This is a genomic window from Mycolicibacterium neworleansense (genome assembly GCF_001245615.1).
Classification (GTDB): Bacteria; Actinomycetota; Actinomycetes; order Mycobacteriales; family Mycobacteriaceae; genus Mycobacterium; species Mycobacterium neworleansense.
The window spans coordinates 1905833-1925288 of the sequence record NZ_CWKH01000001.1 but is presented as its reverse complement, the minus strand read 5'-3'; the positions used below and the strand labels follow the sequence as shown (position 1 = coordinate 1925288).

The window sequence follows — 19456 nt, the reverse complement described above, 5'->3', positions numbered from 1 at the left end:
TGCCGTGTAACATGAGGGCGTTCAGCGGCCGAAATCTGCGCTGGACACAGGTGCGACACCCGCGATCCGCGGGCGTTGTTCCTGCGAGTCATATCGGGCCCGCCTGGTCGGGCGGTCTTCGGTAGTGGCTGCCGGAACCCCGCTGTCGGGGCCTATCCGGCCGCTTCGATCGACGGCCGTAGCCGCATCCAGGGCCCGTGGCGGATCGCCATTGTGACGCCGCGAAAACAGTTGAATGAATTCGAAAGAGGCCAACGGACTCTATGTCTGTAGTTGAACTTGAAGACGGTGTGTTCGAATCCACCGCGACCCTCGACAACGGGAGCTTCGGCACCCGCACCATTCGTTTCGAGACCGGGCGGCTCGCGCAGCAGGCCGCCGGTTCCGTCGTCGCCTACCTCGACGACGAGACCATGCTGCTGAGCGCCACCACCGCCAGCAAGACGCCGAAGGACCACTTCGACTTCTTCCCGTTGACCATCGACGTCGAAGAGCGGATGTACGCCGCGGGCCGGATCCCCGGCTCGTTCTTCCGTCGTGAGGGCCGTCCCTCCACCGATGCGATCCTGACCTGCCGCCTGATCGACCGGCCGCTGCGCCCGTCGTTCGTCAGCGGTCTGCGGAACGAGATCCAGGTCGTGGTCACCGTCCTGAGCCTGGATCCCAAGGATCTGTACGACGTGCTGGCCATCAACGCCGCCTCGGCGTCGACGCAGATCTCCGGTCTGCCGTTCTCCGGTCCGGTCGGCGGCGTGCGCGTCGCCCTGATCGACGGTCAGTGGGTCGCCTTCCCGACCGTCGAGCAGCTTGAGAAGGCTGTCTTCGACATGGTCGTCGCAGGCCGCAAGGTGGGCGACGATGTCGCGATCATGATGGTCGAGGCCGAAGCCACCGAGAACGTGATCGAGTTGGTCGCCGGTGGCGCGCAGGCTCCCACCGAGGCCGTCGTCGCCGAGGGCCTTGAGGCGGCCAAACCGTTCATCGCGACGCTGTGCGATGCCCAGGCCGCGCTGGCGGAGAAGGCTGCCAAGGAGATCGCCGAGTACCCGCTGTTCCCGGATTACGAGGCAGACGTCTACGACGCCGTGGCCGCGGTGGCCACCGACGCGCTGTCGGAGGCCCTGACCATCGCCGGCAAGCACGAGCGCGACGACCGCACCAACGAGATCAAGGTCGAGGTGCTCGAGCGTCTCGGCGAGACCTTCGCCGGCCGTGAGAAGGAGATCGGCGCCGCTTACCGCTCGCTGACCAAAAAGCTTGTGCGCCAGCGCATCCTGACCGATCACTTCCGTATCGACGGCCGTGGTGTGACCGACATCCGCGCCCTCTCGGCCGAGGTGGCCATCATCCCGCGTGCGCACGGCAGCGCGTTGTTCGAGCGCGGCGAGACCCAGATCATGGGTGTCACCACGCTGGACATGGTCAAGATGGCCCAGCAGATCGACTCGCTGGGGCCCGAGACCACCAAGCGCTACATGCACCACTACAACTTCCCGCCGTTCTCGACCGGTGAGACCGGTCGCGTCGGTTCGCCCAAGCGCCGAGAGATCGGCCACGGTGCGCTGGCCGAACGCGCGCTGGTTCCCGTGCTGCCCAGCGTCGAGGAGTTCCCCTACGCGATCCGCCAGGTGTCGGAGGCATTGGGCTCCAACGGCTCCACCTCGATGGGCTCGGTGTGTGCCTCGACCCTGTCGCTGCTGAACGCCGGTGTGCCGCTCAAGGCGCCGGTGGCCGGCATCGCCATGGGTCTGGTCTCCGACCAGGTTGACGGTGAGACCCGCTACGTGACGCTGACCGACATCCTCGGCGCCGAGGATGCCTTCGGCGACATGGACTTCAAGTGCGCAGGCACCAAGGACTTCGTCACCGCCCTGCAGCTCGACACCAAGCTCGACGGCATCCCCTCGAAGGTGCTGGCGGGCGCACTGAGCCAGGCCAAGGACGCGCGTCTGACCATCCTGGACGTCATGGCCGAGGCCATCGACGCTCCGGACGAGATGAGCCCCTACGCACCGCGGATCACCACCATCAAGGTTCCGGTGGACAAGATCGGCGAGGTCATCGGGCCCAAGGGCAAGATGATCAACTCGATCACCGAGGAGACCGGCGCGTCGATCTCCATCGAGGACGACGGCACCGTGTTCGTCGGCGCCAGCAACGGCGAGTCCGCGCAGGCCGCGATCGACAAGATCAACGCCATCGCCAACCCGCAGCTGCCCAAGATCGGCGAGCGCTTCCTCGGCACGGTCGTCAAGACCACCGACTTCGGTGCGTTCGTGTCGCTGCTGCCGGGTCGTGACGGCCTGGTCCACATCTCCAAGTTGGGCCGTGGCAAGCGCATCGCCAAGGTCGAGGATGTGGTGAAGGTCGGCGACAAGCTGCGCGTCGAGATCGCCGACATCGACAACCGCGGCAAGATCTCGCTGGTGCTCGTCGACGAGGAGCAGGCTGAGGGCGGCGACAAGGCCGCTGACGGTGCCGCGGCGCCGGCCGAAGCCGCTCCCGCTGCCGAGTCCTGATCAACCAGCTCGATCCAAGGCGTCTGCACTGAACACCGCACATGTCCGCCGGACGGTTCTGCCCGGCGGACTCCGGGTGGTCACTGAATACATCCCGTCGGTGCGTTCGGCATCCGTCGGGGTCTGGGTGGGAGTCGGTTCCCGCGACGAGGGACGAAGCGTCGCGGGTGCCGCCCACTTCCTGGAGCACCTGCTGTTCAAGGCCACCCCGACGCGCACCGCAGTCGACATCGCGCAGTCTGTCGATGCCGTCGGCGGTGAGCTGAACGCGTTCACCACGCGCGAGCACACCTGCTATTACGCACATGTGCTCGACTCCGACCTGGAACTCGCGGTCGACCTGGTGGCCGACGTCGTGTTGCGGGGTCGTTGTGCCAGCGAGGACGTCGAGGTGGAACGCGACGTCGTCCTCGAAGAGATCGCCATGCGCGACGACGATCCCGAGGACAGTCTCGGAGATGTGTTCCTGACGGCGATGTTCGGCGATCATCCGGTCGGACGTCCGGTGATCGGCAGCGTCGAGTCGATCGAGACGATGACGCGTGCGCAGCTGCACTCGTTCCACGTCCGTCGTTACACGCCCGAACGGATGATCGTGGCGGTGGCGGGCAACATCGATCACGACGTGGTTGTGTCGTTGGTCCGGCAGCATTTCGGTCCGCGCCTGGAAGCCGGGCGCACCGCGGTGGCTCCGCGCAAGGGGGCGGGGCGCGTGGGCGGCAAGCCGTCGTTGCTCGTCGTCGACCGTGAGGGGGAGCAGACCCACGTGTCGCTGGGCGTTCGCACCCCCGGCCGGCACTGGGAACACCGGTGGGCGCTGTCGGTGCTCAACACGGCACTCGGTGGAGGCTTGAGTTCGCGCCTGTTCCAACAGATTCGGGAATCCCGCGGCCTGGCCTACTCGGTGTACTCGACAGTCGACACCTTCGCCGACAGCGGCGCGTTGTCGGTATACGCCGGTTGCCAGCCGGAGCGGTTCGACGAAGTGGTCCGGTTGACCACCGAAGTTTTGGAAGGCGTTGCCAGAGACGGGATCACCGCCGACGAATGTCGAATCGCCAAGGGCTCGTTGCGTGGTGGGTTGGTGCTCGGCCTCGAGGATTCGGGATCACGTATGCACCGGATCGGCCGTAGCGAGCTCAATTACGGTGAGCACCGGACGATCGATCACACGCTCGCCCAGATCGAGGCGGTCACGCTCGAAGAGGTCAACGCCGTCGCTCACCAGTTGCTCTCCCGCGACTACGGTGCCGCCGTGCTCGGCCCGTACTGCTCGAAAAAGACTCTGCCGCAACAGCTTCGATCACTCACCGGCTGACCCGCTACGCTGGGTCCGGTGACCGGATTCTCTCGACGCAATGTTCTTATCGGTTCGCTCGTGGCGGCGGTGGCGGTCGGTGCCGGTGTGGGGACCTCCGCGCCGGCGTTCGCGGCGCCGATCGATGACCAGATAGCCGAACTGGAACGTCGGCACAACGCGCTGATCGGGCTGTACGCGGTCAATCTGGATTCCGGGCGGACACTCACTCATCGGCCCGACGAGATGTTCGCGATGTGCTCGACGTTCAAGGGGTACGCCGCCGCGCGTGTGCTGCAGATGGTCGGGCGCCGCCAGATTTCGCTGGAGAACCGGGTGTTTGTCGAGCCGGCGGCAATCGTACCCAACTCGCCGGTCACCGAGACCCATGCCGGTGCCGAGATGACCTTGGCGGAGTTGTGCCAGGCGGCGCTGCAGCGCAGCGACAACACGGCGGGCAACCTGCTGCTCAAAACGATTGACGGGCCTGCCGGTATCACCGCATTCGCCCGCAGCATCGGTGATGACCGCACCCGGTTGGACCGCTGGGAGGTCGAGTTGAACTCGGCGATCCCCGGTGATCCGAGGGATACCTCCACCCCGGCGGCGTTGGCAGGCGGGTACCGCGCGGTGCTGGCCGGTGACGCGTTGAGCCCGCCCCAGCGCCGCCAGTTGGAGGATTGGATGCGGGCCAACCAGACGTCGAGCATGCGCGCCGGCCTGCCGGACGGCTGGACCACCGCGGACAAGACCGGCAGCGGGGATTACGGCAGCACCAACGACGTCGGCATCGCGTATGGGCCCGACGGTCAACGACTGCTGTTGGCGATGATGACGCGGTCGCAGGCCGACGACCCGAAGGCCGACAACCTGCGCCCGCTCATCGGTGAGCTGACGGCGCTCGTACTGCCGTCGTTACTCTGAGTGCTCGGCGGATTCGATTGCGGTCGAGCCGTTCTCGGTGTCCTGGATCGCGATCTGGCGGGCTCCGGCGGGGTTCTCCGACAGCGGTACGCGCACGGTCAGGATGCCACGCTCGTAGCCGGCGGTGATGTTGTCCTCGTCGGCCTCGGCGGGCAGCGTCACGGTACGCAGAAAGGAACCGTAGGAGAACTCGGAGCGGGCGGTGGTGTCGGTGCGCTCCGAACGCTCGGCCTTCACGGTCAGCTGGCCGTCGGCCACGGTGATCTGGACGTCGTTGGCGGGATCGATGCCGGGGATCTCGGCGCGCAGTTCGTAGTGGTCCTCGGTGACCTCGTCCTCGATGCGCATGAGGTTGCGCTCGAAGATCGGTCGCAGGCTGGCGAACGGTGTGATTCCGGCGAAAAACTCCGAGAGCTCGGGCAGCAGCGGGCGGGGCTGGTGCGCGACGGGCAGGTTAACCATGGGTGACTCCTAAGTCCTTGATGTAGGTCCTGGAAAAGTCCTTGTAGCGCTTGCTCTTTCGATCCAAGCACCGCCGTGGAGCCACCGGTCGAATGTGCGGTGAACAGCGTGGGTACGCGCGGCTGCTAGGTCACCGGTAGCGAGTCGTCGCGCCGCAGGACGAAGAAGTACGGCGCCGGCGAGTTCCGGAGATCCATCGCCCCGATCACGGCGTCGTCGGACAGACGTCGGAACACGTCGTTGATGGGCAGCTGGTCGTAGACCATCGTCGCGGTGTCGACGCCGCGGTAGCGAGTGGTGCGCAACCTGGCCTTGGGAGCGCGGGTTTGCAGTACGGGCCGCAACGCGGCGATCGGTGCGACCATCGGCCGGTTCCGCAGGAGAGGAATTTTGTTCGACACGGCAAGCCCGCCGAACGCCAGCGCCGGGTTGAGGGCCCACAGCGATGTGCCGTCACCGGCGGGGAACAGCAGCGGGTGCACCGTCTCGCCGTCGACGAACTGCTTGCCCCACCAGCCGCTGGCCTCCAGCAGGCCGTCCATCGGGTGCCCGGTGGGCAGTTCGGCGCCGTGCCAGGTTCCGAGCATGAACGCCGGTTCGACGGCTTCGGCGGCGTCGAAGACGTCGAGCGCCTCAGTCGTGGTCGTCGGAACGGTCGGAAACAGCTGCTGCAACATGACGCCACCATACTTGACACGTGTCAAGAATGGCTATGCGCCCGGATGCGCGTCGCCCGGCCGGAGCGGACTCCGGCCGGGCGACGGTAGGGACGGGATCAGACCAGGAGGCCGGCCGGATCGGTGAACGGCATGTCCAGGTCGACGGCGACCTGCTCGGACAGCAGCGCACCCTCGTGCGTCGAAAGGCCCTTGGCCAACGCCTGGTCGGCCGCGCAAGCGGCCTGCCAGCCCTTGTCGGCCAGCTTGAGCACGTACGGCATGGTGGCGTTGGTCAGTGCGAACGTCGAGGTGCGCGGCACCGAGCCGGGCATGTTGGCCACGCAGTAGAACACCGTGTCGTGCACGGCGAACGTCGGGTCGTCATGTGTGGTGGGCCGCGAATCCTCGAAGCAGCCACCCTGGTCGATGGCGATGTCGACCAGCACTGCACCCGGCTTCATATGGGCCACCGTCGAATTCGTGACCAATTTGGGGGCCTTGGCGCCGGGGATCAGCACCGCGCCGATCACCAGGTCGGCCTTCTTGACCGCCTCTTCCAGCTCCAGTGACGACGAGTAACGGGTCTCGATGCTGCCGCCTGACTCGTTGTCGATCTTGCGCAGCGTGTTGATGTTCAGGTCGAACACGGTGACGTGGGCGCCCATGCCCTTGGCGATGCGAGCGGCGTTGTAGCCGGCCACACCACCGCCGATGACGACGACCTCGGCCGGAGCGACACCCGGGACGCCGCCCATCAGCACCCCGCGCCCGCCCTGCGTACGCATCAGGTGGTAGGAGCCGACCTGGGCGGACAGGCGGCCGGCGACCTCGCTCATCGGGGCCAGCAGAGGCAGCGCGCCATCAGCGGTCTGCACCGTCTCGTAGGCGATCGAGGTGGTACCCGAGGCCAGCAGTGCGTCGGTGCACTCCTTGGACGCCGCCAGGTGCAGATAGGTGAACAGGGTCTGGCCCTTGCGCATGCGCGAGTACTCGGCCGCGATGGGCTCCTTGACCTTGAGCAGGAGCTCGGCGTCGGCCCAGACCTGGTCGGCCGTGGCGACGATCTCGGCACCGGCGGCCTTGAAGTCGTTGTCGGTGATGGCTGAACCTTCGCCGGCGCCGGCCTGGATGATCACGTCGTGGCCGCGGCGGGTCAGCTCCGCCACACCTGCCGGGGTGATAGCCACTCGGTACTCGTTGTTCTTGATCTCGGTCGGGACGCCGACGAGCATGATCGCTCCTTCACAGTTTGGGGTGCTGACATAAGTGTGAAGAAACTGCGATTATTGAGCAATATCTCCGATAAAGATTCGTTAGAGTGTTCAAGTGACTGAAGAATCGTCAAACTTGCCCGGGCGTGGAACCCGTTCGCCGAAGGATGTTCGGCCTGAACTCGACGAGGTGGACCGGCGCATCCTCTTGGCGCTGCATGCCGATGCCCGCATGTCCAACAGCGCATTGGCCGACGCGGTCGGGATCGCTGCCTCGACCTGCCACGGCCGGGTGCGCCGGTTGCAGGACATCGGGGTGATCCGGGGTTTCTATACCGACATCGATCCGGCCGCCGTCGGTCTCAGCCTGCAGGCGATGATCTCGGTGAGCCTGCAGTCGAACGCGCGCGGAAAGATCCGCAACTTCATCGCCCACATCCGTACCCGGCCCCAGGTGATGGACGTGTATTTCCTGGCCGGGGGAGACGACTTCATCCTTCATGTGGCCGCGCGCGATACCGAGGATCTGCGGGCGTTCGTGGTGGAGAACCTCAACGCCGACGCCGATGTCGCGGGCACGCAGACCTCGCTGATCTTCGAGCATCTGCGCGGGGCGTCACCGCTGTAAGTTCATTGCGCCCGCAGTACCAAACCGTTGCCGTCGGTACCGGACAGCTTGAGCTCGTCGGCGTCGATGGCGGTCTGCACCGTGCCCTGGAGCACGCGCAGCACGGCCTGTTCGACTTCGGCCACCTCGGGCGGGCAGGCCATTCGGGTGGTGGCCAGCGGACCGAACTCGATCACCGCCGGAGACCCGGAAACGGTTGCGTGGCCGGTGATCCGGTTGCAGCCCGTCGAACCGCTCACCGCGCCGTCGACCCCGATGGTCAGCGTCGGTTTGGACTGTTCGAGTGCGACCGAGGTACTGACCGCCTGCGCGGACACCAGGCTGGTGACCTGCCAGGTGGTGCCGGTCAGCGGGCGATCAGGATCGGCCACCTTCTTGTCCCGTAACGTCACGGCCGCCGCATCGGTGCGCAATGTGAGGGTATCGCCGGACAGTGACCAGCTTGGCTTGGCGTCGAAGAACTTTGACACCCAGGCGTCGGCATCGCCGACCGGCGGCGGGCAGGCCATCATGGTCATCGCCAACTGGGTGGTGATCCGCCCCTCGGACAGGTCGGCGGCGCCCGAACCGTGGTTGCAGCCCGCGAAGGTGCTGATCTGCTTCCCGTCGAAACCGACCGTCAGCGGTCCACCGCCGGGAATCTGCTCGCCTTCCACCTGCTGCGATATGAACGTGCGACCGTTCAGGTCGGCATCGTCGGCGGCCGCGTTGTCGGAACACCCCACGAAGGCCAGAACGGCGACGGCGAACGGCACCAGCTGGATCAGACGCATGCCTCCACCGTAGATGGCGTCCGACATGATTCGGACATACATTCGATATCTGACACCTTCGCGCAGCTCAGGCCACTCACTCGCGAGCGTGCACAGAGTGTCGACAAAACACGGCGTGTTCACCGACAAACACGCACGCTCGCGGTGCAAAAGAGTGCAAAAGAGGCGGCGCCGCCCTGGGCAGTAGGCTCCCAACCATGCGAGTTGGTGTTCTCGGGGCTAAGGGCAAAGTCGGCGCGACGATGGTCCACGCGGTCGAATCCGCGCAGGATCTGACATTTTCGACCGGGGTCGATGTGGGTGATCCGCTGACCCTGCTCACCGATACCAAAACCGACGTGGTCATCGACTTCACCCATCCCGATGTGGTGATGGACAACCTGAAGTTCCTCATCGACAACGGCATTCACGCCGTTGTCGGGACCACCGGGTTCACCTGGGACCGCATCGAACAGGTGGAGGCCTGGCTCAAGGAAAAGCCTGAGGCCGCGGTGCTCATCGCGCCGAACTTCGCCATCGGCGCCGTGCTGTCCATGCATTTCGCCCAGCAGGCGGCGCGCTACTTCGAGTCGGTGGAGATCATCGAACTGCACCACCCGCACAAGGCCGACGCCCCGTCCGGCACGGCCGCACGCACCGCGAAGCTCATCGCCGAGGCGCGAAAAGGCATGCCGCCCAACCCGGACGCCACCAGCACCGGCCTCGACGGTGCCCGCGGTGCCGATGTGGACGGCGTGCCGGTGCACTCGGTGCGGCTGGCCGGGCTGGTCGCCCACCAGGAGGTGCTGTTCGGCACCCAGGGGGAGACGCTGACGATCCGGCACGACAGCCTGGACCGGTCCTCGTTCGTGCCGGGCGTGCTGCTGGCGGTCCGCAAGATCGCCGAGCGGCCGGGCCTGACCATCGGCATTGAACCGCTGCTCGATCTGTCGTGAGTGACGGCGCGCGGTCGCTGCGCATCCAACTGGTGATCGGCTTCATGTGCCTGGCGCTGATCGTCTACTTCCTGATGCTGGGACGCACCGCGCTCGTCTTCATCAGCTCGGGGGAGCCGGCCGCGATCGGACTGGGTGTGGCGCTGCTGGCGTTCCCGCTGATCGGTGTCTGGGTCCTGGTCACCACGCTGCGCGCCGGTCTGGCGCACCAACGGCTGGCCCGGCTCGCCCGCGAACAGGGCATGGAACTCGACGTCAGCGAATTGCCGACACGGCCATCGGGCCGGATCGAACGCGATGCGGCCGATGGACTGTTCATGACGGTCAAGGCCGAACTGGAAGCCGACCCGGACAATTGGGTTCGCTGGTATCGGCTGGCGCGCGCGTACGACTTCGCCGGTGACCGCGGCCGTGCGCGCGAAACAATGCGTACCGCGGTGCGGATGCAGGAGCAACAGTCCGCATGACCAAAACGCTGCTGGTGGTGCATCACACGCCGTCTCCGGCGACGCGTGAGCTCCTGGAGGCGGTGTTGGCCGGGACACACGATCCGGACCTCTCCGGCGTCACGGTGGAATCGAAGCCCGCCTTAGCTGCGACGGTTTCCGACATGTTGTCCGCCGACGGCTATTTGTTCGGTACCACAGCGAATTTCGGCTATATGAGCGGTGCGCTGAAGCACTTCTTCGATACGGTGTACTACCCGAGCCTCGATCATGTGGCCGGGCGTCCGTACGGGCTGTGGGTGCATGGCAACAACGACACCGTCGGTGCGGCGAGTGCGGTCGACAAGATCGCCACGGGGCTGGCGTTGGTCAAAGCGGCCGCCGTGCTCGAAGTTACGGGTGCGGTCGACGGCGGTGTCCGGGAGCGGGCCTACGAGCTGGGCGGGACGTTGGCTGCCACACTGATGGACTGACGAGAGGACAGCTATGCCGGGGATCGCCGAACTTGCACTCGGAGCCGCGCCCATCGCCGGTGGTGCGATGCTCGGGGTGATCGCAGGCAACCTCAAGCCACCGGACATCCGCGGGATGATCACCAAGGACCTAGATCTCTTGGACCGGTTACCCGCCGAAGATGTCGAACGCAAGGCGCGACTCAAGGCCAGCATCGACGAACGTATCGACGGCCTGATCGAGGCGAGTGACCGCAGTCGCGAGATCCGGGAAGCCGCGATGTCCTACCGCGGGAATTGGCGGGACATCGTCGTTTTCGTCTGCGCACTGCTGTTCACCTTCATCTGGTGGAACGTCAGCCACAGTCGGAGCAACTGGCTGGTGATGTTCATCGCGATGATCATCGTGTCGGTGGCGGCCGGCATCTACGCCGGCCGCGGCATCGCCCGCGCGATCAACACCTTCCTGCACCGCAACGACGACAAACCGAAGGCCTGAGCCAACCTCAGTAGTGATACGTGTCGGACGGGGCCGGCACGTGATCGGGGTCGTCGCTGTACTCGGGTTCGTGGATGCCGTACGCCCGCGCCAGGTCCAGAATCTTGTTGGCCCGGGCGATACGGGGCAGGTCTGACCCGTTGCGGATTTCCCCGCCGTCGCGCTGGAATTCGGCGAAAAACTCCTTGGCCCAACTGATCTCGTCCTGCGACGGAGCCAGGCCCTCGTTGACGGTCGGGCACTGGTCAGGTGTCAGGCAGATCTTGCCGGTCATGCCGAACTCGGCCGAAACCGCGGTGGCCTCCGACAGCCGCAGTGCGCTGGACCCCACGGTGGGGCCGTCGATGGCGCCGGGGAGCCCGGCGGCCTTGGCCGCGATGGTGAACCGGGACCGCGCGTACGCCAGCGTTGCCGGGTTGTCGCCGAAACCGGTGTCGCGCCGGAAGTCGCCGATGCCGAACGCGAGCCGGAATGCCCCCTTGGCCGAGGCGATCTCGGTGATCCGTTCGAGGCCGCGGGCGGTCTCCACCAGAGCGACGATGGGCACCTCGGGCAGCCGCCGAGCGGTCTCGGTGACGTGGTCCACCGACTCCACCATGGCGAGCATGACGCCGCCCACCGAGGTACCGGCCAGCATCTCCAGGTCATCGGCCCACCACGGGGTGCCGAAGCCGTTGATCCGGACCCAGTCGCGGTTGCCGTCGGCAAGCCAACGGGTCACCTTCTCGCGGGCGGAGACCTTGTCCTTGGGAGCGACGGCATCCTCGATGTCGAGGACGACGATGTCGGCGCGTGAGCGGGCCGCGGGGGCGAACCGCTCATACTGCGCGCCGTTTACCAGCAACCAGCTCCGTGCCAGTACCGGGTCGATCCGGAATCCGGGCTCGGTGGAAGAGGACTCGTCGGAGAAGGGCTGGTCATACACGCCGTCAATCGTCGCTTACCGCCTAAGCGGGGTCGAAAGCGGCCCCGAACACCCGCTCGGTGTTCTCCCAATGCCGCTTTGCGGCTGCCTCGTCGTACACCGCCGTGTGATCGGGCACCGCGAAGCCGTGCGCGGCGGGATAGAACTCGATCGTGTGGTCGACTGCGGCGCCGGACAGCGCGTCCTGCAACCTCTTGCCGTCATCCTCGGTGAAGGAGGCATCGTTCTCGGCCGCAGCCACGTAGACCGTCGCCTGGATCTTGTCGGCCAGCAGGTGAGGACTGTCGGGATCATCCTCGACGGCCAGCCTGCCGCCGTGGAACGACAGCGCGGCCGCGACCCGCTCCGGGACCCGCGTCGCGACGATGAGGGAGGCCCGCCCGCCCATGCAGTACCCGGTGGTGCCGAACTTGTCGCCGGAGACGTCGGGCCGGGCGGCGAGGTAGTCGAAAAATGCCTCGGCGTCGGCGGCCAGGATCTCCGGGGTGAGAGTGCCCATCAGTTCGAAGAGCTTTTTGCGTTGCTCCTGATCGGTGAACACGGTGTTGAGGTCGATGGGTCCCCAGCCTGGGGTGCGGTAGTAGACGTCGGGTACCAGCACGACGTAACCGAACCCGGACAGCTTGACCGCCATCTCTTCCATGGTGGGGCGCAGGCCGCCGGCGTCGGGAAACAGCACCACCCCGGGCCAGGGGCCCTCGCCCTCCGGCGTCGCGACGGTGACGGGGCAGCTGCCGTCGGGTGTGGTGACGGTGTCCTTTGTGGTCGGCATGGCTACCGTTCTACTCCCCGCGGCGGCACGTAAGCTGAACGTGTGCCGATCCAGACCCCCTACGAGGACCTGCTGCGGAAGGTGACCGAGCAGGGGGTGGCGAAATCCGATCGCACCGGAACCGGCACGCGCAGCCTGTTCGGGCATCAGATGCGTTACGACCTGGCCGCCGGTTTCCCGTTGATCACCACCAAGAAGGTGCACACCAAATCGGTGATCTACGAGCTGCTGTGGTTCCTGCGCGGCGATTCCAACGTCCGCTGGCTGCAAGAGCGCGGTGTCACCATCTGGGATGAATGGGCTAGTGGGACAGGCGATCTCGGCCCGGTTTACGGCGTGCAGTGGCGGTCGTGGCCGACGCCGTCTGGTGAGCACGTCGACCAGATCTCGAATTCTCTCGACCTGCTCAAGCGTGACCCGGACTCGCGGCGCAACATCGTCTCGGCCTGGAACGTCGGGGAGATCCCGCAGATGGCGCTGCCGCCGTGCCACGCGTTCTTCCAGTTCTACGTCGCCGACGGCAAGTTGTCCTGCCAGCTGTACCAGCGCAGTGCCGACCTCTTCTTGGGTGTGCCGTTCAATATCGCCAGCTACGCCCTGCTGACGCACATGATGGCCGCGCAGGCCGGGCTCGGTGTCGGAGAATTCGTGTGGACCGGCGGCGATTGCCACATCTATGACAACCACGTCGACCAGGTGGCCCTGCAGCTCAGTCGTGAACCGCGTCCATATCCGGAACTCGTTCTAGCACATCGTGATTCGATCTTCGACTACACCTATGAAGACGTCGCGATCCTGAATTACGATCCGCACCCGGCGATCAAGGCGCCCGTCGCGGTATGACCGAAACACATTCGACAGGCGGTCTTCGGCGCCTGGCGCTGATCTGGGCGCAGTCCACCTCCGGCGTCATCGGCCGGGGCAACGACATCCCATGGCACCTACCCGAGGACCAGGCCCGGTTCAAGCAACTCACGCTCGGACAGACCGTGGCGATGGGCCGGCTGACCTGGGAGTCGCTGCCGGACAAGGTCCGCCCGCTGCCGGGACGGCGCAACGTCGTCATCACCCGCAACGCCGGATATGTGGCCGACGGCGCCGAGGTGGTCACCGAACTCGGTGACGTCTTTCGCGGCTGGGTGATCGGCGGGGCGCAGATCTATGCCCAGGCGCTCCCGTTCGCGGATCGCTGTGAGGTCACCGAGATCGACATCGACCTCCCACCGGTCGAGGGCGACGCGATGGCGCCGGTGCTCGACGATTCGTGGACCAAGACCACCGGGGAATGGCTGACCAGCACCTCGGGGCTGCGGTACCGCTACTGCAGCTACGTGCGGGCGCGGTAGCCCGCCAGCCTGCGTACTTCGCTGTCCGGGTCATCGGCCGCGAGCCGATCGATCTGGTCCTCCAGCGCGCTGACCACGTCGTGATCGAGGTCTCCAGGACCCATGGGCCCGACCAGATCACTGAGGACGATGACCGCGTGGCGGCGGATCAACGGCTCGGCGTGTTCAAGCCCGGGCCGGACGCCGGGCAGGTCCGCGGCGTCGAGCGTGCAGTAGCCCCGACCCGGCTTGAGATCCTCACCCACGATCGCCGCGACCGCCGGGTCGGCGAGCCCGGCGGCCAGCAGCGTGTAGTCCAGCGGCGGGGGCCCCGCGTTGCCGCGCAGCGGCAGCGCCGCCCACAGCGCGTCCAATACCTCGGGCGTCGCGATGTTGAGGTCAGCCAGAAGTTTGGCGCCCGCCCAGGCGGTCTCGCGGTGGCCCAGGGCCGCGAGTCCGGCCGGCACCGCGGCCGCCCCGGTGTCCAGCAGCAGTTGGGTCGCGCGTTCCCTGCCGAGTCCATTGTCCGGCCCGGCGGTCAGCCCTGCCGCCGCTGCCAGGGCACCCACGCGTTCCTGGACCGGCATGGCCAGCACGTCGCGTTCGGCCTCGGCCGCGGCCAGGTAGTCGGGGAAATGACGGCGTAGTTCATCGGCGGTCAACGACCGGACCAGAAGATCCGCGTCCTCGTCGTCGAGGTAGACCACCGCGTCGCCGGGCAGGGTCCCGTCGGCGACCAGCAGGGTCCGGATCCCTGCGGCGATGTTCAGCATCGCCTGTGCGAACCGGCCCCACTCCTGCTCCCATCGGGCACGGGGCAGACCCGTGACCGCCGTGCTGAGCCGCTCACCCCACCGCGAATCGGTCTCACCCCACTCGTAGTCCTGGTACTCCCAGTCGGGCGGGCTGAACCGGCAGTCCGGATCCTCGACCGATTCCTCGGTGGCCAGCGCCAGGTTGGGTAGGTAGATCACCCCGGTGGTCTCGGCGTAGAACTCACTGAACGCCACGGCGTACGGCGTCTCCGAACCGGCCGCCTCGACCATCGCACGGACCGCATTCGCAGCGGCCACGGTCAACTCCGTCTCGAACGCATCCCACTCCAACGCCACGCGGACCAGTATCGCTCCAATCCGCTCCGCTACTTGTCGGTGCGCTCGCTCCAATCCGCTCCGCTACTTGTCGGTGCTCTAGGGAACGATGGCATCGTGGCCACTCTCACCAGCGCGCAGGCCCGCCGCATAGCCGTCGCGGCCCAGGGATTTCACGAAACCAAGCCCCGCGGTGCGGTCACCCGTGCGCACCTGCGCAGGCTGATCTCCCGGATCCAGGTGCTGCAGCTGGATTCGGTGTCGGTGGCCGTACGCGCGCATTACGCCCCGGTGTTCAGCCGGCTGGGACCGTATGACCGGGACACGCTGGACCGCGCGGCGTGGGCGCACAGCGCGCGCTCACCCCGGCTGCTGGTTGAGTACTGGGCGCACGAGGCCGCACTGATGGCGGTCGAGGACTGGCCGCTGCTGCGGTGGCGGATGCGCGAGTACACCCACGGCCGGTGGGGCACCGAGATCGTCCGGAAGAATCCCAAGCTGGCCGAGGACATCGTGGCCGCGGTCGCCGAGCTGGGCCCGTCCACCGCCGGCCAGATCGAGGCCCATCTCGAAGCCGAGCCGCGCGGTCGCAAGGGGCCCTGGTGGGACCGCAGTGAGACCAAATGGGTGGCCGAGGCACTGTGGTCGGCGGGCGTTTTGACGACGGCGACCCGCGTCGGGTTCGCCCGCCACTACGACCTCACCGAGCGGGTACTGCCACCGGAAGTGCTGGCCCGGCAGGTCGATGACGAGGAGGCGGTCCGTGAGCTGGCCCTGCGGGCGGCCACCGCCCTGGGGGTCGGCACCGAGGCCGATATCCGCGACTACTTCCGGTTGGCGGCCCGGCAGGTCAAGCCGGCGATCGCCAAGCTGGTTGCCGACGGGCAGCTGGAACCCGTCGACATCGACGGTGTCCCGGCGTACCTCCGTGCGGGGCAGGCGGTGCCGCGCCGGGACCGCGGGACGGCGCTGCTGTGCCCCTTCGACCCGTTGATCTTCTTCCGGCCACGGGTGGAGCGGTTGTTCGATTTTCACTACCGGATCGAGATCTACACGCCCGCACCCAAACGTCAATTCGGTTACTACGTATGGCCTTTCCTGCTCGACGGCGAGCTGGTGGCGCGGGTGGACCTCAAACGTACCGAGGCCGCGTTGCAGGTGCCCGGGGCGTTCATGGAAGACGGCCAGGACCTCGCGCGGGTGGCGGAGGCCCTGGCCGTCGAGCTGAGGACGATGGCGTCGTGGCTGGGGGTGGGCGAGGTCGAGGTGGGGGGCCGTGGCGACCTCGCCGAGCCGTTACGTCGCCGGTTCCTCAGCTAGTTCAGGGACCCCACGTCCTCGGATCATGTTGGTGGCGAAGATGATCGAACCGATCACCAGCCACACGACGCCGCCGATCTTGGCCAGCGCGTCGGCGTTGATCAGCACGTAGCCGATGATGAGGAAGCCGATGCTCGGCACCACGAGGTGCAGCAGGTAGTTCTTGGACTTCTGGCGCACCGTGTAGTACCAGATGACCGAGGCGTGCAGCAGGCAGAAGCCGAACAGCGCACCGAAATTCACCAGCGACGAGATCAACCCGATCTGGCCGACGAAGAACAGCACCAGCACCAGGCTCAGGGCGCTGACCATCAGGATGGCAGCGATCGGCACCTTGCGGGAGCTGATCGTCGACAGGAACGCGGGCAGCTGGCGATCGCGGCTCATCGAGAACAGCAACCGGCTGGTGGCGGCCTGGGCGGCCATCGCATTGGCGAAACCAACGGCGAGCACGTTGACCACGAAGAACGCGTTCATCCAGCCGGTGCTCGACGCCGCCTGCACCAGCAGGAAGAACGCGTTGCCCACCTCGTCGTCACTGAACGATTCGCGGCCTCCGGCCAGCAGGCTGGCCAGCCAGGTCTGGGCGATGAACAGGAACGCCACCACGAACAGGGCAGCGATCATCGCGCGGCCGGCCGGATTCTTCTTTCCGGTCGATTCCTCGGCAAGCGTCGAGATGCCGTCGAAGCCGAGAAAGCTCAGCACCGCGATCGACAGAGCCGCCGCGATCAACGGCGCGGTGACAAACTCGGAGTTCCAGATCGGCAGTGCGCTCCATCCGACATCGGGAAGCGACTGACCGTTGATGGCGCGCACCGCGATGATCACGAACAGCACGACGAAAACCAGTTCGACGGCCAGGAATACGCGGTTGACGATCTTCAGCGAACCCACACCGAGCAGGTTGATGATCGTGTTCACCACCACGAAGACGATCGCCCACACCCAGCGCGGGGTGCTCGGGAAGAGCCCGACCATCGATTCGGCGGCGAACACGTAGAGCAGGGTTGGGATCAACAGGTAGTCGAGCAGGATGGCCCAGCCGGCGAAGAAGCCGAGGCCGGGGTGGATACCGCGACCCACGTAGGCGTACACCGAGCCTGCCAACGGGAACGACTTGGCCATCTGGGAGTAGGCCAGTGCGGTGAACACCATCGCGATCAGGCCGATCAGGTAGACCAGGGGCACCATGCCCGACGCGCTGTTGTAGACCGTCCCGAAGATGGTCCAGGGTGCGATGGGCACCATGAACACCAGGCCGTAGACGATCAAGTCGGCCGTGGAGACGGAGCGGCTGAGTTCTTGCTTGTAGCCGAATGATTCGAGATCGCGTTGCCCTTCACCGGTGGTGAGACGGGCGGCGGCCGCTTCGGTTGCCATGGCGTTCCTGTCGGAGTCGAAGGGTCGGAGTCGAGGGGGATGTAGTTCAGACCCGGGCGGCAGCGGCCAGATCGTGCTGATTCAGGAACTCGGCGATCACCGAACGGAACTCCTCGGGTTTCTCCAGGTGAGTGCAGTGGCTGGTGTCATCGAACACGTGAGCGCGGGCGTCGGGAATGAGGTCGGCATAGGGCTGCCAGGTCGCCGGGGTGGCCTCGTCGAACTCGCCGGCGATGACGAGTGTCGGGGCGGTGACCGATGGCAACCGGTCGATGATGCTCCAGTCGCGCAGGGTACCGATGACGTGAAACTCGTTGGGGCCGTTCATCGTGTGGTACACCGTCGGCTCGGCCTCCATCTGGGCCACGGTGTCGGCGAAGTCCTTCGGCATCGGCTCGACCCGGCAGACATGGCGACGGTAGAACTCCTCCGTGGCGGCCAGGTATGCCGGATCGGTGACCGTGCCATCGGCCTCATGTCGCTCCAGCGCCGCCCGGGCTTCCGCCGGTAGTTGAGCGCGAAGTTCGGCGGCACCCTCGACCCACAGTTGCATCGAGGCGGGGGAGTTGCAGATCGACAGCGAGGCCAGCCCCGACGGCACGCGCACTGCGATCTCGGCGCCGAGCATGCCGCCCCAGGATTGTCCGAGCACGTGGTAGCGGTCGATTCCGAGTGCTTCACGCACGGTGTGGAACTCGTCGACGAAGAGCTGTGGAGTCCAGAAGTCTGCGGGTGCGTCGGGCAGGTGAGTGCTGTTACCGCAGCCCAACTGGTCGTAGTGGATGACGGTGCGGCCGGTCTCGTCGGCCAGGGCCGCGATATTGGCGACGTAGTTGTGGGCCATGCCGGGTCCGCCGTGTAGGACGAACAACGGAAGAGCTTCGGGGCGGGCACTTCCGGGTGTGGTGACCTGAACCCAGGTCTCGTGACCGCGGAAGGGCACCGTGCGGGTGGAACTAGGCATGGCGGTCAGCATGAAGCATTAATGGTCTTGTGACAAGACCATTAATGAGGATTTAATTTGGCACGTCGATATTGTGTTGCCCATGGGGAATCCCGAGCCGCAGCCGACAGAGCCCACGGGCACCACGCCCGGGCTGCTCGAGCGCGAACTCGAACCCTCGTCGCGGGTGGATGAGATCACCGACCGTCTCGTCACCGCGGTGGCGATCGGCGAATACCTGCCCGGATCCCGCCTGCCTGCCGAGCGCGAACTTGCCGCGGCCCTGCGGGTCGGCCGGATGACGGTACGTGCAGCCCTGGCCCGGCTGGTCGAGCTGGGCTTGGTGGAAACACGCCGCAGCGGCCGCGGCGGCGGCACCTATGTGTTGCAGCAATGGCCGGAGTCGTCGACCCCTGCCGTCGGGCGCACCCTGACCACGCGGCTCGACGAACTGCGGGACCGCTGCGACGCCATCTGTCGAATCCATGGCGCGGTATGCCGTGCGGCTGCGGAGGCCCGAACGGACCGGGACCTGGTGGTGCTGAGGGAACGGCTCGAGGCCTACCGCTGCGCGGAGAGCGGCTTGGCCGCCCAGCAGGCGGACAGTGCGTTGCACCTGGCGATCATGGACGCGGCGGGCAACACCGTGCTCAAGCAGATGCTGCTGGAGTTGGAGGCCTCTGTGAGCATCGCCGCACCGGCCCACCTGTGGGGTGAGTCGGCGACCATGCGCGAGATGGAGCTACGGGCGCTGCGGGAGCACGAACAGCTGATCGATGCGATCGCCGGGCGTCGCGGGGACGACGCCGAAGCACTGGCACGCGCACACCTCGCGATCGACTTCGAACACATCAGGGCCGCGATGCGGCGTGCCGGAGGCCTGGCCGACTGA

Annotated in this window: 21 protein-coding genes; 12 read left to right on the top strand and 9 right to left on the bottom strand. The window is 66.5% G+C overall.

From position 1 onward, the window contains the following. The first annotated feature begins 263 nt into the window (after window positions 1–263). Genes BN2156_RS09045 through bla form a run of 3 tightly spaced genes read left to right on the top strand, consistent with a single transcriptional unit; the run spans window position 264 to window position 4740 of the window. Window positions 264–2519 carry a polyribonucleotide nucleotidyltransferase gene (locus tag BN2156_RS09045; protein ID WP_090512571.1) on the top strand — a complete coding sequence of 752 codons (2256 nt, stop codon included), beginning with the start codon at window positions 264–266 and terminating at the stop codon, window positions 2517–2519. After that, complete coding sequence (locus BN2156_RS09040) at window positions 2506–3837, top strand: M16 family metallopeptidase (protein ID WP_090515690.1); 1332 nt, start codon at window positions 2506–2508, stop codon at window positions 3835–3837. The genes BN2156_RS09045 and BN2156_RS09040 overlap by 14 nt, the downstream gene beginning before the upstream one ends. Window positions 3838–3855: 18 nt before the next feature. Next, complete coding sequence (bla, locus tag BN2156_RS09035; RefSeq protein WP_090512569.1) at window positions 3856–4740, top strand: class A beta-lactamase; 885 nt, start codon at window positions 3856–3858, stop codon at window positions 4738–4740. Here bla and BN2156_RS09030 read toward each other — a convergent pair. The 3 genes from BN2156_RS09030 to ald all read right to left on the bottom strand — a co-directional run bounded on the left by BN2156_RS09030 (window position 4732) and on the right by ald (window position 7093). Continuing rightward, window positions 4732–5202 (bottom strand): Hsp20/alpha crystallin family protein, encoded by a 471-nt coding sequence (locus BN2156_RS09030; protein WP_090512566.1) that lies wholly within the window; start codon window positions 5200–5202, stop codon window positions 4732–4734. The two genes, bla and BN2156_RS09030, sit on opposite strands and share 9 nt — an antisense overlap. 125 nt (window positions 5203–5327) lie before the next feature. Then, window positions 5328–5879, bottom strand: a complete 552-nt coding sequence (locus BN2156_RS09025; RefSeq protein ID WP_090512563.1) for a DUF4334 domain-containing protein — start codon at window positions 5877–5879, stop codon at window positions 5328–5330. A gap of 98 nt (window positions 5880–5977) precedes the next feature. Beyond that, a complete protein-coding gene (ald, locus tag BN2156_RS09020) occupies window positions 5978–7093 on the bottom strand; it encodes an alanine dehydrogenase (RefSeq protein WP_090512560.1) in 1116 nt (371 codons plus the stop codon). A 94-nt stretch (window positions 7094–7187) separates the two neighbouring features. Here ald and BN2156_RS09015 point away from each other — a divergent pair, with 94 nt between their 5' ends. Further along, on the top strand, window positions 7188–7700 hold the full coding sequence (locus tag BN2156_RS09015) for an HTH-type transcriptional regulator AldR (RefSeq protein ID WP_090512559.1): 513 nt from the start codon (window positions 7188–7190) through the stop codon (window positions 7698–7700). A 2-nt stretch (window positions 7701–7702) separates the two neighbouring features. Here BN2156_RS09015 and BN2156_RS09010 read toward each other — a convergent pair whose 3' ends face one another. Then, entirely contained in the window at window positions 7703–8473 is a 771-nt protein-coding gene (locus tag BN2156_RS09010; protein WP_090515688.1) for an META domain-containing protein, read from the bottom strand. Between the two features lie 197 nt (window positions 8474–8670). Here BN2156_RS09010 and dapB point away from each other — a divergent pair, with 197 nt between their 5' ends. Genes dapB through BN2156_RS08990 form a run of 4 tightly spaced genes read left to right on the top strand, consistent with a single transcriptional unit; the run spans window position 8671 to window position 10805 of the window. Continuing rightward, window positions 8671–9408 (top strand): 4-hydroxy-tetrahydrodipicolinate reductase, encoded by a 738-nt coding sequence (gene dapB / locus BN2156_RS09005; protein WP_090512556.1) that lies wholly within the window; start codon window positions 8671–8673, stop codon window positions 9406–9408. Beyond that, window positions 9405–9875, top strand: a complete 471-nt coding sequence (locus BN2156_RS09000) for a hypothetical protein (protein ID WP_090512554.1) — start codon at window positions 9405–9407, stop codon at window positions 9873–9875. The genes dapB and BN2156_RS09000 overlap by 4 nt, the downstream gene beginning before the upstream one ends. Beyond that, window positions 9872–10327, top strand: a complete 456-nt coding sequence (locus BN2156_RS08995) for a flavodoxin family protein (RefSeq protein WP_090512551.1) — start codon at window positions 9872–9874, stop codon at window positions 10325–10327. Before BN2156_RS09000 ends, BN2156_RS08995 begins: the two co-directional genes overlap by 4 nt. Window positions 10328–10340: 13 nt before the next feature. Then, on the top strand, window positions 10341–10805 hold the full coding sequence (locus tag BN2156_RS08990) for a hypothetical protein (RefSeq protein ID WP_162839212.1): 465 nt from the start codon (window positions 10341–10343) through the stop codon (window positions 10803–10805). 7 nt (window positions 10806–10812) lie between these two features. On the opposite strand, the gene BN2156_RS08985 is transcribed toward BN2156_RS08990, so the two are convergent. Together BN2156_RS08985 and BN2156_RS08980 are read right to left on the bottom strand one after the other, a co-directional pair. Then, window positions 10813–11730, bottom strand: a complete 918-nt coding sequence (locus BN2156_RS08985; RefSeq protein ID WP_090512549.1) for an HpcH/HpaI aldolase/citrate lyase family protein — start codon at window positions 11728–11730, stop codon at window positions 10813–10815. 22 nt (window positions 11731–11752) lie between these two features. Further along, the gene (locus BN2156_RS08980; RefSeq protein WP_090512546.1) at window positions 11753–12502 is read right to left on the bottom strand and encodes a dienelactone hydrolase family protein; all 750 of its coding nucleotides are present in this window, start codon (window positions 12500–12502) and stop codon (window positions 11753–11755) included. 42 nt (window positions 12503–12544) lie between these two features. Here BN2156_RS08980 and BN2156_RS08975 point away from each other — a divergent pair, with 42 nt between their 5' ends. Together BN2156_RS08975 and BN2156_RS08970 are read left to right on the top strand one after the other, a co-directional pair. Next, entirely contained in the window at window positions 12545–13345 is an 801-nt protein-coding gene (locus BN2156_RS08975; protein ID WP_090512545.1) for a thymidylate synthase, read from the top strand. Then, a complete protein-coding gene (locus BN2156_RS08970; RefSeq protein WP_090512542.1) occupies window positions 13342–13848 on the top strand; it encodes a dihydrofolate reductase in 507 nt (168 codons plus the stop codon). Before BN2156_RS08975 ends, BN2156_RS08970 begins: the two co-directional genes overlap by 4 nt. Here BN2156_RS08970 and BN2156_RS08965 read toward each other — a convergent pair. Beyond that, the gene (locus BN2156_RS08965) at window positions 13830–14939 is read right to left on the bottom strand and encodes a DUF4303 domain-containing protein (RefSeq protein ID WP_090512539.1); all 1110 of its coding nucleotides are present in this window, start codon (window positions 14937–14939) and stop codon (window positions 13830–13832) included. The genes BN2156_RS08970 and BN2156_RS08965 overlap by 19 nt on opposite strands. 96 nt (window positions 14940–15035) lie before the next feature. On the opposite strand from BN2156_RS08965, the gene BN2156_RS08960 reads away from it, so the two are divergent. Continuing rightward, on the top strand, window positions 15036–16238 hold the full coding sequence (locus tag BN2156_RS08960) for a winged helix-turn-helix domain-containing protein (RefSeq protein ID WP_090512536.1): 1203 nt from the start codon (window positions 15036–15038) through the stop codon (window positions 16236–16238). On the opposite strand, the gene BN2156_RS08955 is transcribed toward BN2156_RS08960, so the two are convergent. Beyond that, the gene (locus tag BN2156_RS08955; RefSeq protein WP_090512534.1) at window positions 16215–17621 is read right to left on the bottom strand and encodes an APC family permease; all 1407 of its coding nucleotides are present in this window, start codon (window positions 17619–17621) and stop codon (window positions 16215–16217) included. The genes BN2156_RS08960 and BN2156_RS08955 overlap by 24 nt on opposite strands. 46 nt (window positions 17622–17667) lie before the next feature. Then, the gene (locus BN2156_RS08950; RefSeq protein ID WP_090512530.1) at window positions 17668–18597 is read right to left on the bottom strand and encodes a proline iminopeptidase-family hydrolase; all 930 of its coding nucleotides are present in this window, start codon (window positions 18595–18597) and stop codon (window positions 17668–17670) included. Between the two features lie 70 nt (window positions 18598–18667). On the opposite strand from BN2156_RS08950, the gene BN2156_RS08945 reads away from it, so the two are divergent. Continuing rightward, window positions 18668–19456 (top strand): FadR/GntR family transcriptional regulator, encoded by a 789-nt coding sequence (locus BN2156_RS08945; protein WP_090512527.1) that lies wholly within the window; start codon window positions 18668–18670, stop codon window positions 19454–19456.